16 protein-coding genes are annotated in these 14,639 nt (G+C 71.3%); 15 read left to right on the top strand and 1 reads right to left on the bottom strand.

Features of this window, described 5'->3' with window-relative positions; translation table 11 throughout:
- The first annotated feature begins 8 nt into the window (after positions 1–8).
- The 10 genes from ruvX (at position 9) to nusB (ending at position 9,327) form a co-directional block, all read left to right on the top strand.
- Positions 9–473 carry a Holliday junction resolvase RuvX gene (gene ruvX, locus ABZ937_RS17955; protein WP_361692849.1) on the top strand — a complete coding sequence of 155 codons (465 nt, stop codon included), beginning with the start codon at positions 9–11 and terminating at the stop codon, positions 471–473.
- 122 nt (positions 474–595) lie between these two features.
- Positions 596–2,254, top strand: coding sequence for an endolytic transglycosylase MltG (gene mltG / locus ABZ937_RS17960; RefSeq protein WP_361692851.1), 1,659 nt, complete (start codon positions 596–598; stop codon positions 2,252–2,254).
- Positions 2,235–3,074 (top strand): shikimate dehydrogenase, encoded by an 840-nt coding sequence (locus ABZ937_RS17965; protein WP_361692853.1) that lies wholly within the window; start codon positions 2,235–2,237, stop codon positions 3,072–3,074. The genes mltG and ABZ937_RS17965 overlap by 20 nt, the downstream gene beginning before the upstream one ends.
- Before the next feature lie 163 nt (positions 3,075–3,237).
- Positions 3,238–4,422, top strand: a complete 1,185-nt coding sequence (gene aroC, locus ABZ937_RS17970; RefSeq protein WP_361692855.1) for a chorismate synthase — start codon at positions 3,238–3,240, stop codon at positions 4,420–4,422.
- A gap of 32 nt (positions 4,423–4,454) precedes the next feature.
- Positions 4,455–4,937 carry a shikimate kinase gene (locus ABZ937_RS17975; RefSeq protein WP_361692885.1) on the top strand — a complete coding sequence of 161 codons (483 nt, stop codon included), beginning with the start codon at positions 4,455–4,457 and terminating at the stop codon, positions 4,935–4,937.
- Positions 4,934–6,025, top strand: a complete 1,092-nt coding sequence (gene aroB / locus ABZ937_RS17980; RefSeq protein ID WP_361692857.1) for a 3-dehydroquinate synthase — start codon at positions 4,934–4,936, stop codon at positions 6,023–6,025. Before ABZ937_RS17975 ends, aroB begins: the two co-directional genes overlap by 4 nt.
- A 163-nt stretch (positions 6,026–6,188) precedes the next feature.
- Complete coding sequence (locus tag ABZ937_RS17985) at positions 6,189–7,091, top strand: Pro-rich N-terminal domain-containing protein (RefSeq protein WP_361692859.1); 903 nt, start codon at positions 6,189–6,191, stop codon at positions 7,089–7,091.
- 79 nt (positions 7,092–7,170) lie between these two features.
- The gene (locus tag ABZ937_RS17990) at positions 7,171–8,277 is read left to right on the top strand and encodes an aminopeptidase P family protein (RefSeq protein WP_361692861.1); all 1,107 of its coding nucleotides are present in this window, start codon (positions 7,171–7,173) and stop codon (positions 8,275–8,277) included.
- A gap of 49 nt (positions 8,278–8,326) precedes the next feature.
- Positions 8,327–8,893, top strand: coding sequence for an elongation factor P (gene efp, locus ABZ937_RS17995; protein WP_067312407.1), 567 nt, complete (start codon positions 8,327–8,329; stop codon positions 8,891–8,893).
- A gap of 2 nt (positions 8,894–8,895) precedes the next feature.
- Complete coding sequence (gene nusB, locus ABZ937_RS18000) at positions 8,896–9,327, top strand: transcription antitermination factor NusB (protein ID WP_361692863.1); 432 nt, start codon at positions 8,896–8,898, stop codon at positions 9,325–9,327.
- Positions 9,328–9,481: 154 nt separating this feature from the next.
- On the opposite strand, the gene bldD is transcribed toward nusB, so the two are convergent.
- On the bottom strand, positions 9,482–9,985 hold the full coding sequence (bldD, locus tag ABZ937_RS18005; RefSeq protein WP_014671524.1) for a transcriptional regulator BldD: 504 nt from the start codon (positions 9,983–9,985) through the stop codon (positions 9,482–9,484).
- A gap of 252 nt (positions 9,986–10,237) precedes the next feature.
- Between bldD and pyrR the strand changes: the two genes are divergently transcribed.
- The 5 genes from pyrR to carA all read left to right on the top strand — a co-directional run.
- Positions 10,238–10,819: a bifunctional pyr operon transcriptional regulator/uracil phosphoribosyltransferase PyrR gene (pyrR, locus tag ABZ937_RS18010; RefSeq protein WP_361692865.1), complete on the top strand. Its 582-nt coding sequence runs from the start codon at positions 10,238–10,240 to the stop codon at positions 10,817–10,819.
- A 92-nt stretch (positions 10,820–10,911) separates the two neighbouring features.
- Positions 10,912–11,883: an aspartate carbamoyltransferase catalytic subunit gene (locus tag ABZ937_RS18015; RefSeq protein ID WP_361692867.1), complete on the top strand. Its 972-nt coding sequence runs from the start codon at positions 10,912–10,914 to the stop codon at positions 11,881–11,883.
- Between the two features lie 5 nt (positions 11,884–11,888).
- The gene (locus ABZ937_RS18020) at positions 11,889–13,175 is read left to right on the top strand and encodes a dihydroorotase (protein ID WP_361692869.1); all 1,287 of its coding nucleotides are present in this window, start codon (positions 11,889–11,891) and stop codon (positions 13,173–13,175) included.
- On the top strand, positions 13,172–13,732 hold the full coding sequence (locus ABZ937_RS18025; RefSeq protein WP_361692871.1) for a hypothetical protein: 561 nt from the start codon (positions 13,172–13,174) through the stop codon (positions 13,730–13,732). The genes ABZ937_RS18020 and ABZ937_RS18025 overlap by 4 nt, the downstream gene beginning before the upstream one ends.
- Positions 13,729–14,639 (top strand): glutamine-hydrolyzing carbamoyl-phosphate synthase small subunit (gene carA / locus ABZ937_RS18030; RefSeq protein ID WP_361692873.1); only part of this gene is annotated, 911 nt, incomplete at its 3' end. The genes ABZ937_RS18025 and carA, both read left to right, overlap by 4 nt.

The raw sequence follows: 14,639 nt of genomic DNA on the forward strand, positions 1-14,639 counted from the left end.
TCGTAGCGATGCGCAGAGGACGTCGGCTCGCGATCGACGTCGGGGACGCCCGGATCGGGGTCGCCTCGTGCGACCCCGACGGGATCCTCGCCACCCCGGTGGAGACCGTCCCCGGCCGGGACATCCCCGCCGCTCACCGCCGGTTGCGCCAACTGGTGGAGGAGTACGAACCGATCGAGGTCGTCGTCGGTCTCCCTCGCTCCCTCAAGGGGGGCGAGGGCCCGGCCGCGGCCAAGGTCCGCGCCTTCGCCCGGGAGCTGGCCAAGGGCATCGCCCCGGTGCCGGTGCGCCTGGTCGACGAGCGGATGACGACGGTGACGGCCAGTCAGGGGCTGCGCGCCTCGGGCGTGAAGTCGAAGAAGGGCCGCGCGGTCATCGACCAGGCGGCGGCCGTCATCATTCTGCAGCAGGCCCTCGAATCCGAACGGGTGTCAGGTAAAGCACCCGGCGAGGGCGTCGAAGTGGTCATCTGATCGCGATACGGTAACGTTCCGCGCGATGCGCCGGTGTTCGAACAGCCGGCGCACAGCAAGAGGCGGAACGGAAGCCGGCCCACCGGCCGCGCGCCCGTCGGCCTCGCGGCTCTAGGGGATCGATGACTGAGTATGGCCGGGGCCAAGGCTCCGAACCGTGGCATCCGGAGGACCCGTTGCACGGGGACGGCGGATGGGAAGGACAGCAGGCCCAGGCGGGTCAGCAGTCCCCTTACGGCGGCCGGTCACAGCACTATCCGCAGGCGTCGCAGTACGGCGACTGGAGCCAGGAGCAGCAGCCCGGGTACGGCGGGCAGCAGCCCCCGTACTACGACGGAACCGGTCAGCCCCCGTTCGGTCAGCAGTTCGCCGGTCACACCCAGCAGCAGGTCCACCAGGGCGGCTGGGACGCGACCGGCACCCACGGCCATGTGCCGTACGCCGCCGACCCCGGCGATCCGTACGGCCAGCAGCCCGTCGCCTACGGCGCGGAGCAGCCCGACTTCTACGGCACCGAGGACGCCTACCCGCCGCCGGAGCCGCCCGGCCGCAGGCGGCCCGAACCGGAGCCGGAGCCGCAGGCGCCGGACGAGGAGGAGAACGCCTTCCTCACGCAGGGCGGCGACGAGGACGACGAGGAGCACGAGCTCCAGAGCCGCCGTGAGCGGCGCGGCAAGGGCAAGAAGCCCGTCAAGAGCAAGAAGCGGCGCACCGGCTGTGCCTGCATGGTGGTCGTCCTGGTCTTCGGCGGCGGCCTCGCCGGAGTCGGATATTTTGGCTACACGTTCTACCAAAATCGTTTCGGCACGGCTCCGGACTACGCGGGCGACGGCACCAGCCAGTCGGTGACCGTCGAGATCCCCAAGGGCGCGGGCGGCTGGGAGATCGGCCGCCGCCTGAAGGAGGCCGGGGTCGTCAAGAGCGCCGAGGCGTTCGTGCACGCGCAGGGCGTGAACCCCAAGGGCGACCAGATCCAGGCCGGGGCGTATCTCCTGAAGAAGGAGATGTCCGCCGCCAGCGCCGTGACCCTGATGCTCGACCCGCAGAGCCAGAGCAATGTCCTCGTCAAACCGGGCGAGCGCAATGCCCTGGTCTACCAGGCCATCGACAAACAACTCGGTCTTCCCGCCGGCGCCACCAAGAAGGTCGCCAAGGCGGAATACAAGAGCCTCGGTGTGCCGAGCTGGGCGCAGAACAGCGGCGACATCCAGGACCCGCTGGAGGGCTTCCTCTGGCCGGCCACGTATCCGGCCGCCAAGGGCATGAAGCCCGAAGCCGTCCTCAAGCAGATGGTCACCCAGGCCAAGCAGAGGTACACCGCCTACGGCCTCGACGGCAAGGCCAAGGCGCTCGGCCTGAAGAACGCGTTCGAGCTCGTCACGGTCGCGAGCCTGGTCCAGGCCGAGGGCAAGACGCACGACGACTTCCGGAAGATGGCGGAGGTGGTCTACAACCGCCTCAAGCCCACCAACACCGAGACCAACCGGCTGCTGCAGTTCGACTCGACCTACAACTACCTCAAGGGCACGAGCAACATCCACATCTCCGAGAAGGAGATCAACAGCAACCAGAGCCCGTACAACACGTACACCCACAAGGGACTTCCGCCCGGCCCGATCGGCAACCCCGGCGAGGACGCGCTGAAGGCGACGCTGAATCCGACGCACGACGGCTGGATCTACTTCGTGGCGACCGACGGCACCAGCAACACCGAGTTCGCCAAGACCTACGCCGAATTCCAAGAGCTCAAGGACAAGTTCAATGCCAGCTCGGGCAACTGACGCCCGCCGTGCCGCCGTGCTCGGTTCGCCGATCGCCCACTCCCTCTCCCCGGTGCTGCACCGCGCCGCGTACGAGGCGGCCGGGCTCACCGACTGGTCGTACGACAGCTTCGACGTCGACGAGGCCGCCCTGCCCGGCTTCCTGGACAAGCTCGGGCCACAGTGGGCGGGGCTGTCGCTGACCATGCCGCTGAAGCGGGCGGTCATCCCGCTGCTGGACGAGATCAGCGACACGGCCGCCTCGGTCGACGCCGTCAACACGCTCGTCCTCACCGAGGACGGACGCCGGATCGGCGACAACACCGACATCCCGGGCATGGTGGCCGCGCTGCGCGAGCACGGCATCGAGCAGGTCGACTCCGCCGCCGTCCTCGGCGCCGGAGCCACCGCCTCCTCCGCGCTCGCCGCGCTGGCCCGGGTCTGCTCCGGGGAGGTCGTCGCCTACGTCCGCAGCGAGGCCCGCGCCGCCGAGATGCGGCAGTGGGGCGAACGGCTCGACGTGGAGGTCCGTACCGCGGACTGGGCCGATGCCGCCCAGGCGCTGCGCGCCCCGCTGGTGATCGCCACCACGCCCGCCGGCACGACCGACGCCCTCGCCGCCGCCGTACCCGAACGCCCCGCCACCCTCTTCGACGTGCTCTACGACCCCTGGCCCACCGAGCTGGCCGCCCGCTGGTCCATGTTCGGCGGCGCCGTGGTCAGCGGCCTCGACCTGCTCGTCCACCAGGCAGTGCTCCAGTTCGAGCAGATGACCGGTCACGCCCCGGGACCGCTCGACGCCATGCGCCACGCCGGCGAGAAGGCGCTCGCGGCCCGCTGACGCCCCGCGCGCGTCCGCCTGCTGGACCGGCGGCCGGATCTCGCCCCCGGACGTGGGAGGATCGGAGGTGGCGTACCGGGGTCGCGCACCCGGTGACGCCGTCGCCGTACGCGAGGACGCGCGTACGCAGGGCAGTACCGGGCGCGAGCACTGAGGAGCACCGTTGAGCAGGCTGCGTTGGCTGACCGCGGGGGAGTCCCACGGTCCCGCACTTGTCGCGACGCTGGAGGGTCTTCCCGCCGGCGTGCCGATCACCACGGAGATGGTGGCGGATCACCTGGCGCGGCGGCGGCTCGGCTATGGCCGCGGTGCGCGGATGAAGTTCGAGCAGGACGAGGTCACGTTCCTGGGCGGTGTCCGGCACGGTCTGACCCTGGGCTCTCCGGTGGCGGTCATGGTGGGCAACACCGAGTGGCCGAAGTGGGAGCAGGTCATGGCGGCCGACCCGGTGGATCCCGAGATCCTCGCCGGCCTGGCTCGTAACGCGCCGCTGACCCGCCCGCGCCCCGGGCACGCCGACCTGGCGGGCATGCAGAAGTACGGCTTCGACGAGGCCCGCCCGATCCTGGAGCGCGCCTCGGCCCGCGAGACCGCCGCCCGGGTGGCGCTCGGCGCGGTCGCCCGGTCGTACCTGAAGGAGACGACCGGCATCGAGATCGTCTCGCACGTCGTCGAGCTGTGCTCCGTGAAGGCCCCGCAGGGGGTGTACCCCACCCCGGCCGACGTCGAGAAGCTGGACGCCGACCCGCTGCGCTGCCTCGACGCGGACACGTCGAAGGCGATGGTCGCGGAGGTCGACCAGGCGCACAAGGACGGCGACACGCTCGGCGGTGTGGTCGAGGTCCTCGCCTACGGCGTCCCCGTCGGCCTCGGATCGCACGTGCACTGGGACCGCAAGCTGGACGCCCGGCTGGCCGGTGCCCTCATGGGCATCCAGGCGATCAAGGGCGTCGAGATCGGCGACGGCTTCGAGCTGGCCCGGGTGCCCGGCTCCCAGGCGCACGACGAGATCATCGGCACGCCCGAGGGCATCCGGCGCGTCTCCGGCCGCTCCGGCGGCACCGAGGGCGGCCTGACCACGGGCGAGCTGCTGCGCGTGCGGGCCGCGATGAAGCCGATCGCGACCGTCCCGAAGGCCCTCAAGACCGTGGACGTCGCGACGGGAGAGCCGGCCCAGGCCCACCACCAGCGCTCCGACGTGTCCGCCGTGCCGGCCGCCGGCATCGTGGCCGAGGCCATGGTGGCGCTCGTCCTCGCGGACGCCGTCGCCGAGAAGTTCGGCGGCGACTCGGTGGCCGAGACCCGGCGCAACGTGCGGTCGTACCTCGACAACCTGGCGATCAGGTGAGCGTCGTGCCGGCCGTCGTCCTGGTCGGCCCGATGGGGGTGGGCAAGTCCACCGTCGGGCGACTGCTCGCCGAGCACCTGGGCGTCGGCTACCGGGACACCGACGAGGACATCGTGGCCGCCGAGGGCCGCACCATCGCCGAGATCTTCGTGGACGAGGGCGAGCCCGCGTTCCGCGCGAAGGAGAAGGCCGCCGTGCGGGCCGCGCTGGCCGAGCACGCGGGCGTCGTCGCGCTGGGCGGCGGGGCGGTGCTGGACGCCGAGACGCGGGAGCTGCTGGCCGGGCAGCGGGTGGTCTACCTGTCGATGGAGGTCGAGGAGGCCGTCAGGCGCACCGGTCTGAACGTGGCCCGCCCGCTGCTCGCGGTCAATCCGCGCAAGCAGTGGCGCGAGCTGATGGAGGCGCGCCGGCATCTCTACGAGGAGGTCGCCACCGCCGTCGTGGCGACGGACGGGCGCACCCCCGAAGAGGTCACGCAGGCGGCGCTGGACGCACTGGAGTTGAAGCAAGGATGAGCGAGGCAGTCACCCGGATCCAGGTCGCCGGCACCGCGGGCACCGACCCGTACGAGGTGCTGGTCGGCCGGCAGCTGTTGGGTGAGTTGGGCGGGTTGATCGGGTCGCGGGCCCGGCGGGTCGCGGTGATCCATCCGGAGGCGCTGGCCGAGACCGGTGAGGCGTTGCGCGCGGATCTGGGCGGGCAGGGCTACGAGGCCGTGGCGATCCAGGTGCCCAACGCGGAGGAGGCCAAGACCGCCGAGGTCGCCGCGTACTGCTGGAAGGCGCTGGGCCAGTCCGGGTTCACCCGCACCGATGTCATCGTCGGGGTCGGCGGCGGCTCGACCACGGACCTGGCCGGGTTCGTCGCGGCGACCTGGCTGCGCGGGGTGCGCTGGATCGCGATCCCGACCACCGTGCTGGCCATGGTGGACGCGGCGGTCGGCGGCAAGACCGGCATCAACACGGCCGAGGGCAAGAACCTGGTCGGTTCCTTCCACCCGCCGGCCGGGGTGCTGTGCGACCTGGCCGCGCTGGACTCCCTCCCCGTGCACGACTACGTCTCCGGGCTCGCGGAGGTCATCAAGGCCGGGTTCATCGCGGACCCGGTGATCCTGGACCTGATCGAGGCCGACCCGGCCGCGGCGCGCACGCCGGAAGGCCCGCACACCGCCGAGCTGATCGAGCGGTCGATCCGGGTCAAGGCCGGGGTGGTCTCCTCGGACCTGAAGGAGTCCGGGCTGCGGGAGATCCTCAACTACGGCCACACGCTCGGCCACGCGATCGAGAAGAACGAGCGGTACAAGTGGCGGCACGGTGCCGCGGTCGCGGTCGGCATGCACTTCGCCGCCGAACTCGGCCGGCTCGCGGGCCGCCTGGACGACGCGACGGCCGACCGGCACCGCAGCATCCTCGAATCCGTCGGCCTGCCGCTGCACTACCGCTACGACCAGTGGCCCCGGCTGCTGGAGACGATGAAGGTCGACAAGAAGTCCCGCGGGGACCTGCTGCGCTTCATCGTGCTGGACGGTCTGGCCAAGCCGACCGTCCTGGAAGGCCCGGACCCGGCCGTCCTCCTCGCCGCCTACGGCGAAGTCGGCCAGTAAGTCCAGGACTGCTCCGCACGTCCGATTTCCCTTGCCGACCGGGCACTTCGGACCGCCCCCGGCCGTTTCACCAAACGACGGCCGGGGACGGTACCGTTCGGTAGCGAGCGGGCCAGGCCCCGCCGCCAGCGCGAACAGTCTGTACGAGACGGAGTGGCAACGGATGCAGCACGCAGTGGGGTCTCCGCTGCCGCCGCCCCACCAGCCGGGGCAGGGGCCGCACGCCGGCTGGGCGTCGGCCGCACACCACCCGGGCCCGCACCCGGGCGCTTCCCACGGGCCCGCCCCCGTTCCCCCGGCCCCCGGTTTCCCGGCCCCGTCGGGCCCCGTGCCGCCGGCCCCGCAGCAGCCCCCGGCCGCCTCCGGCCCGCTGCCGCCACCCCCGCCCCCGCAGCACACCTCCGGCCCGCCGGCCCCCGATATCACCGGGCACGTGCCGCTGCCACCCGGCGGCCCCGTCGGCGCGCCCGCGGCACAGCCCGCCGCGATCACGGTCCCGGACCCGACGGCCACCACCCTCGCCGTCCTCCTCATCGGCCCGGCGGGCGCGGGCAAGACCAGCGTCGCCAAGTACTGGGCGGACCACCGTCGCGTCCCCACGGCCCACATCAGCCTGGACGACGTCCGCGAATGGGTCCGCTCGGGCTTCGCCGACCCCCAGTCCGGCTGGAACGACAGCTCGGAGGCCCAGTACCGCCTGGCCCGCCGCACCTGCGGCTTCGCCGCCCGCAACTTCCTGGCCAACGGCATCTCCTGCATCCTGGACGACGCCGTCTTCCCGGACCGCCCGGCCGTGGGCCTCGGCGGCTGGAAGCGGCACGTGGGCCCCGGACTGCTCCCGGTGGTCCTGCTCCCGGGCCTGGACATCGTCCTGCAGCGCAACGCCGAACGCACCGGCAACCGCCGCCTCACCGACGAGGAGGTGGCCCGCATCCACGGCCGCATGGCCGGGTGGTACGGCTCGGGCCTCCCGATCGTCGACAACTCCCAGCTGGACGTCCCCGGGACGGCGAGGGTCCTGGACGAGGTTCTGGCGAGGGCGATAGCGAGCCCCCCGAGCTGGTGACCGGGGCCCGTGGGCCCCACAGACCCCACTCGGCCCCCACAAAACGGCACAATCGGCACAAACCTCCTACGCTCATCTCATGTCAGAGGTGTACGCGAACCGCCGATCCCGGCTGAAAGAACACTTCAACGCGGCCGGCACCGCGGCAGCGCTCGTCACCCGCCCCGCCAACGTGCGCTACCTCGCCGCCGCAGCCCCTCGGGGCTCCGTCCTGCTCCTCGGCAAGCGCGAGGACGTGCTCGTCTGTGCCGGCTCGCCCGAGGACCGTCCGCACGAGGGCCGACCCGACGAGAACCTGCGCCTGCACGTCCTGCCCGCACCCGGTGGCGACCCCGCGGTCGCCGCGGCCGGCCTCGGCGCGGCCCAGGGTGCCGACTCCCTGGCCGTCGAGGAGCACCACCTCACCGTGGCCCGCCACCGAGCCCTCGGCTCCGTCGCCCCGAGGCTCCGCCTCGCCGACCTCGGGGGAGCCGTCGAGCAGCTCAGGGTGGTCAAGGACGAGGAGGAGATCTCCTGCCTCCGCATCGGCGCCGAGATCGCCGACCAGGCCCTCGGTGAGCTGCTGGAGTCCATCCTGGTGGGCCGCACCGAACGGCACCTCGCGCTGGAACTGGAGCGCCGCCTGGTCGACCACGGGGCCGACGGCCCGGCGTTCCCCACCTCCGTGGCCACCGGACCGCACGCCGGCCGCCGCGGCCACCGCCCCACCGACCGGCGCGTGGAGGAGGGCGACTTCCTCTCCGTCTGCCTGGGCGCCACCTACCGCGGCTACCGCTGCGAGATCGGCCGTACCTTCGTCATCGGCACCTCGCCCGCCGACTGGCAGATCGAGCTGTACGACCTGGTCTTCGCCGCCCAGCGCGCCGGACGCGAGTTCCTGGCACCCGGCGCCGCCTACCGTGACGTCGACCGCGCGGCACGTCAGGTGCTGGACTCCGCGGGCTATGCGGAAGCCCTGCAACCGCTCACCGGACACGGTGTCGGACTCGAAATCGACGAGGACCCGCAGTTGGCGCCCGCGGCCATGGGTAAACTGGACGCTTGCGTGCCGGTCACCGTCGAACCGGGGGTCCACCTCCCGGGCCGGGGCGGTGTCCGGATCGATGACACGCTCGTCGTGCGCCCCGAGGCGGACGGCGGACCCGAGCTACTCACCATCACGACCAAGGAGCTGCTCGCCCTCTAGGCAGTGGCGTGCACCGGGGTCGTACGTCAGTCCAGGAGATTCCGCAACCGTGGCTTCCACGAACGACCTCAAGAACGGCATGGTGCTCAAGCTCGAAGGCGGCCAGCTCTGGTCCGTCGTCGAGTTCCAGCACGTCAAGCCCGGCAAGGGCCCGGCCTTCGTGCGCACCAAGCTGAAGAACGTGCTGTCCGGCAAGGTGGTCGACAAGACCTTCAACGCCGGCGTCAAGGTCGAGACCGCCACTGTCGACAAGCGCGACATGCAGTTCTCGTACATGGACGGCGAGTACTTCGTCTTCATGGACATGGAGACCTACGACCAGCTGCACATCGACCGGAAGACCGTCGGCGACGCCGCGAACTTCCTGATCGAGGGCTTCGAGGCCACCGTTGCCCGGCACGAGGGCGAGGTGCTCTTCGTCGAGCTGCCGGCCGCCGTCGAGCTGACCATCCAGGAGACCGAGCCGGGTGTCCAGGGCGACCGCTCCACCGGTGGCACCAAGCCCGCCACCCTGGAGACCGGCCACCAGATCCAGGTCCCGCTCTTCATCACCACCGGTGAGAAGATCAAGGTCGACACCCGTACCAGCGACTACCTCGGCCGGGTGAACAGCTAACCGTGGCTGCCCGCAACACGGCCCGCAAGCGCGCCTTCCAGATCCTCTTCGAGGGCGACCAGCGCGGCGCCGACGTCCTGACGGTCCTCGCGGACTGGATCCGGCTGTCCCGGTCCGACACGCGCCAGCCGCCGGTCAGCGAGTACACGATGCAGCTGGTCGAGGGCTACGCCGAGCACGCGACGCGGATCGACGAGCTGATCGCCCAGTACGCGGTGGGGTGGACGCTCGACCGTATGCCGGTCGTCGACCGCAACATCCTGCGGCTGGGCGCGTACGAGCTGATCTGGGTCGACGAGACCCCGGACGCCGTCGTCCTGGACGAGATGGTGCAGCTGGCGAAGGAGTTCTCGACCGACGAGTCGCCGTCGTTCGTGAACGGTCTGCTCGGTCGGCTCAAGGAGCTGAAGCCGACGCTGCGCCGCGAGGCGTAAGCCGGTACGACACACGCCGGAGAGCCCGCAGCATGCCTGTGCTGCGGGCTCTCCGGCGTTCTCGCGTGCACCGCTGAAAACACCGCCGGGGTGGCCGGAACCCGTACAGGTCCGGCCACCCCGGCGGCACGTTTCTGCTGAGGCTGTGAGGCGGTTACGCCTCTTCGTGCGTGGCCACCGCGCGGCGCGCGTCGGCGTCCAGGACGCCCCAGCTGATCAGCTGCTCGGTGAGGACCGAGGGGGACTGGTCGTAGATGACGGCGAGCGTGCGCAGGTCGTCCTGGCGGATGGAGAGGACCTTGCCGTTGTAGTCACCGCGCTGGGACTGGATCGTCGCCGCGTAGCGCTGCAGGGGGCCCGCCTTCTCGGCCGGCACCGTGGCCAGCCGCTCCAGGTCCAGGACCAGCTTCGGCGGCGGCTCGGCGGCGCCGCCCGGGGTGGTGCCCGGCAGCAGCTCCTGCACAGGAACGCCATAGAAATCGGCCAGCTCGGCCAGACGCTGCACGGTCACGGCTCGGTCGCCACGCTCGTACGAACCGACCACCACGGCCTTCCAGCGACCCTGGGACTTCTCCTCGACACCGTGGAGGGAAAGGCCCTGCTGGGTGCGGATGGCCCGGAGCTTGGCCCCGAGCTGTTTGGCGTATTCGCTGGACATATAGCTCCCCGGACACTGTGTCGACGCGGCCGGCTGTCTTCCCGCCGCGCGGCTGGTAACTCACTGTGAGGTTACGCAGCGTGACTCTTGTGCGTCAAGCCGAATGGTCCACACCGACTCTTCCGTGGTAGCGATGGCCGACTGCGCCAAGGGGGTGACAGGGGCCCGCCCGGTGACCTGCTACGGTGGATGGCGCAATTCCGACGTCCTTTAAGGTCCGTCCCGTGAGGCGGAGAAGGAGGTCCGTTTCGTATGGACAAGCACGACACGCCTGCGCGTTCGCAAGCGTCCGATGCGCGGCCCGTTCTCGAGGGCCCCGACATCGCGCGGGTACTGACCCGCATCGCCCACGAGATCGTCGAGCGCGCCAAGGGCGCCGACGACGTGGTGCTCCTCGGCATTCCGACCCGGGGCGTCTTCCTCGCCCAGCGGCTCGCCGTCAAGCTGGAGCAGATCACCGACCGCAAGGTCCCCGTCGGCTCGCTCGACATCACCATGTACCGCGACGACCTGCGCATGCACCCGCCGCGTGCGCTGGCCCGCACCGACATCCCCGGTGACGGCATCGACGGCCGGCTGGTCGTCCTCGTCGACGACGTGCTCTTCTCCGGGCGCACCATCCGCGCCGCCCTCGACGCCCTGAACGACATCGGGCGCCCGCGCGCGGTGCAGCTCGCGGTCCTGGTCGACCGCGGCCACCGCGAACTGCCCATCCGTGCCGACTATGTCGGCAAGAACCTCCCCACGTCGCTGCGGGAGACGGTCAAGGTCCAGCTCGCCGAGGAGGACGGTCGCGACACCGTGCTGCTCGGTGTGAAGCCGGCCGCTCAGTAGCAAGTCAGGCGCAAGGCCGCCCCCCGGCGTGCCACCGCATGCGCCCGTCTGCCCTAAATCTCCCGTTTGAACTGCCTTACGGAGCCTGACAGATGCAGCGTCATCTCATCTCGGCCGCCGACCTCACCCGCGACGACGCCGTCCTGATCCTCGACACCGCCGAGGAGATGTCCCGGGTCGCCGACCGGCCGATCAAGAAGCTGCCGACCCTGCGCGGCCGCACGATCGTCAACCTCTTCTTCGAGGACTCCACGCGCACGCGTATCTCCTTCGAGGCCGCCGAGAAGCGCCTGTCCGCGGACGTCATCAACTTCACCGCCAAGGGGTCGAGCGTCTCCAAGGGCGAGTCCCTGAAGGACACCGCGCAGACCCTGGAGGCCATGGGCGTCGACGCCGTCGTCATCCGGCACGGCGCCTCCGGAGCCCCGTACCGGCTCGCCAACTCCGGCTGGATCGACGCGGCCGTCATCAACGCCGGCGACGGCACCCACCAGCACCCCACCCAGGCGCTGCTGGACGCCTTCACCATGCGCCGCCGGCTGATCGGCCGCGACGCCGGGCTCGGTCAGGACCTGTCCGGCAGGCGGATCACGATCGTCGGCGACGTCCTGCACAGCCGGGTCGCCCGTTCCAACGTCGACCTGCTGCACACCCTCGGCGCCGAGGTCACCCTCGTCGCCCCGCCCACCCTGGTGCCGGTCGGCGTCGAGTCCTGGCCGTGCGCGGTCTCGTACGACCTCGACAGCACGCTGCCCAAGTGCGACGCCGTGATGATGCTCCGCGTCCAGCGCGAGCGCATGAACGCGGCCTTCTTCCCGACCGAGCGCGAGTACTCGCGGCGCTACGGCCTAGACGGCGACCGCATGGCCAAGCTGCCCGAGCACGCCATCGTGATGCACCCCGGCCCGATGGTGCGCGGCATGGAGATCACCGCCGAGGTCGCCGACTCCGACCGCTGCACCGCCGTCGAGCAGGTCGCCAACGGAGTCTCCATCCGGATGGCCGTCCTGTACCTGCTGCTCGGCGGCAACGAACCCGCCCAGACCCGCACTGAGGAGAAGTAAGACCCATGAGCAAGATCCTGATCCGTGGTGCGAAGGTGCTCGGCGGCGAGCCGCAGGACGTCCTGATCGACGGCGAGACGATCGCCGAGGTCGGCACGGACCTCAGCGCCGAGGGCGCGGAGGTCGTCGAGGCCGCCGGGAAGGTGCTGCTGCCGGGCCTGGTCGACCTGCACACCCACCTGCGCGAGCCGGGCCGCGAGGACTCCGAGACCGTGCTCACCGGCACCCGCGCGGCGGCGAGCGGCGGCTACACGGCCGTGTTCGCCATGGCCAACACCTTCCCGGTCGCCGACACCGCCGGTGTGGTCGAGCAGGTCTACCGGCTCGGCCGGGAGCACGGCTACTGCGACGTCCAGCCCATCGGCGCCGTCACCGTCGGCCTGGAGGGCAGGAAGCTCGCCGAGCTGGGTGCCATGCACGAGTCCGCCGCCGGCGTCACCGTCTTCTCCGACGACGGCAAGTGCGTGGACGACGCCGTGATCATGCGCCGCGCGCTGGAGTACGTGAAGGCCTTCGGCGGTGTCGTCGCCCAGCACGCGCAGGAGCCGCGCCTCACCGAGGGCGCCCAGATGAACGAGGGCGTCGTCTCCGCCGAGCTGGGCCTGGGCGGCTGGCCGGCCGTCGCCGAGGAGTCGATCATCGCGCGGGACGTGCTGCTCGCCGAGCACGTCGGCTCCCGCGTCCACATCTGCCACCTGTCGACCGCCGGCTCCGTCGAGATCGTCCGCTGGGCCAAGTCCCGCGGCATCCGGGTGACCGCCGAGGTCACCCCGCACCACCTGCTCCTCACCGACGAGCTGGTGCGCACCTACAACCCCGTCTACAAGGTCAACCCGCCGCTGCGCACCGAGCGCGACGTGCTGGCCCTGCGCGAGGCGCTCGCCGACGGCACGATCGACATCGTCGCCACCGACCACGCCCCGCACCCGCACGAGGACAAGGACTGCGAGTGGGCCGCGGCCGCCATGGGCATGGTCGGCCTGGAGACCGCGTTGTCAGTGGTCCAGGAGACCATGGTCGACACGGGCCTGCTGGACTGGGCCGGCGTCGCCGACCGGATGTCCGTCAAGCCCGCGCAGATCGGACAGGCCACCGGTCACGGCCGTCCCGTCTCGGCTGGTGAGCCCGCCAACCTCACCCTGGTCGACACGGAATACCGTGGCCAGGTGGACCCCGCGGGCTTCGCCTCGCGCAGCCGCAACACCCCGTACGAGGGGCGTGAGCTGCCGGGCCGTGTGACGCACACGTGGCTGCGGGGCAAGGCCACGCTCGTCGACGGGAAGCTCACGTGACACCTGTAATCCTGCTGGCCGAGGCGGAGAAGTCGGCCGAGGTCACCAACTGGGGGGCCCGCATCGGCTGGCTCGTCGGACTGGCCCTCTTCATCGCGCTGGTCTACTGGCTGATGCGCGAGGGCTGGAAGTGGCGCGGCACCCTTCAGGGCGACCTGCCGGCGCTGCCCAGCGCGCCGGAGGAGACCGGCCCGGCCAGACTGAGCATGAGCGGCCGCTACCACGGCTCCACCACCGCCGGGCAGTGGCTGGACCGCATCGTGGCCCACGGCCTGGGCACCCGCAGCCGGGCCGAGCTCACCCTGACCGACGCGGGCCTGGAGGTCGAGCGCCCCGGAGCGACCGACTTCTTCGTCCCGACGGCCGCACTGCGCGGAGCCCGGCTGGACAAGGGCATCGCCGGCAAGGTCCTCACCGAGGGCGGACTGCTGGTGGTGACCTGGGAGCACGGCGACAAGCAGATCGACTCCGGCTTCCGCTCCGACCACGCGGCCGAGCACACCGAATGGGTCGACACCCTGAATCAGATGATCAACAACACGGAAGGCGCACGATGACGACCTCCACCAGGGGAGCTGCCAAGGTTCCCGCCGTACTCGTCCTGGAGGACGGCCGCATCTTCCGCGGTCGCGCCTACGGGGCCGTGGGGGAGACCTTCGGCGAGGCCGTGTTCTCCACCGGTATGACCGGCTACCAGGAGACCCTGACCGACCCGTCGTACGACCGTCAGATCGTGGTGGCGACGGCCCCGCAGATCGGCAACACGGGCTGGAACGACGAGGACGACGAGTCGGGTCGCATCTGGGTCTCGGGCTACGTCGTGCGCGACCCCGCGCGCGTGCCGTCCAACTGGCGGGCCAAGCGCTCCCTGGACGAGGAGCTGGAGCGCCAGGGCGTGGTCGGCATCTCCGGCATCGACACCCGCGCCCTGACCCGCCACCTGCGCGAGCGTGGCTCGATGCGCGCCGGCGTCTTCTCCGGCGAGGCGATCGCGGCCGAGGCGGAGCTGCTGGAGCGGGTGCAGGCCCAGCCGCACATGAAGGGCGCGAGCCTGTACGAGGAGGTCGCGACCAAGGAGGCGTACGTCGTCCCGGCGATCGGTGAGAAGCGGTTCACGGTAGCTGCGATCGACCTGGGCATCAAGGGTATGACCCCGCACCGGATGGCCGAGCGCGGCATCGAGGTGCACGTGCTCCCGGCGACGGCATCCGCCGACGACGTCTACGCCGTCAACCCGGACGGCGTGTTCTTCTCGAACGGCCCCGGCGACCCGGCCACGGCCGACGGCCCTGTCGCCCTCATGACGGCCGTCCTGGAGCGCAAGACGCCCCTGTTCGGCATCTGCTTCGGCAACCAGATCCTCGGCCGCGCGCTGGGCTTCGGCACGTACAAGCTGAAGTACGGCCACCGGGGCATCAACCAGCCGGTCCAGGACCGTACGACCGGCAAGGTCGAGGTCACCGC

Source organism: Streptomyces sp. NPDC046727, assembly GCF_040645635.1.
Classification (GTDB): Bacteria; Actinomycetota; Actinomycetes; order Streptomycetales; family Streptomycetaceae; genus Streptomyces.

What these genes read in the sequence shown, in the direction of transcription:
- ruvX (WP_361692849.1), top strand. Translation starts at nt 9, where the DNA reads ATGCGCAGAGGACGTCGGCTCGCGATCGACGTCGGGGACGCCCGGATC.
- mltG (WP_361692851.1), top strand. Translation starts at nt 596, where the DNA reads ATGACTGAGTATGGCCGGGGCCAAGGCTCCGAACCGTGGCATCCGGAG.
- ABZ937_RS17965 (WP_361692853.1), top strand. Translation starts at nt 2,235, where the DNA reads ATGCCAGCTCGGGCAACTGACGCCCGCCGTGCCGCCGTGCTCGGTTCG.
- ABZ937_RS17975 (WP_361692885.1), top strand. Translation starts at nt 4,455, where the DNA reads ATGGGGGTGGGCAAGTCCACCGTCGGGCGACTGCTCGCCGAGCACCTG.
- aroB (WP_361692857.1), top strand. Translation starts at nt 4,934, where the DNA reads ATGAGCGAGGCAGTCACCCGGATCCAGGTCGCCGGCACCGCGGGCACC.
- ABZ937_RS17985 (WP_361692859.1), top strand. Translation starts at nt 6,189, where the DNA reads ATGCAGCACGCAGTGGGGTCTCCGCTGCCGCCGCCCCACCAGCCGGGG.
- ABZ937_RS17990 (WP_361692861.1), top strand. Translation starts at nt 7,171, where the DNA reads ATGTCAGAGGTGTACGCGAACCGCCGATCCCGGCTGAAAGAACACTTC.
- bldD (WP_014671524.1), bottom strand. Translation starts at nt 9,985, where the DNA reads ATGTCCAGCGAATACGCCAAACAGCTCGGGGCCAAGCTCCGGGCCATC.
- pyrR (WP_361692865.1), top strand. Translation starts at nt 10,238, where the DNA reads ATGGACAAGCACGACACGCCTGCGCGTTCGCAAGCGTCCGATGCGCGG.
- ABZ937_RS18015 (WP_361692867.1), top strand. Translation starts at nt 10,912, where the DNA reads ATGCAGCGTCATCTCATCTCGGCCGCCGACCTCACCCGCGACGACGCC.
- ABZ937_RS18020 (WP_361692869.1), top strand. Translation starts at nt 11,889, where the DNA reads ATGAGCAAGATCCTGATCCGTGGTGCGAAGGTGCTCGGCGGCGAGCCG.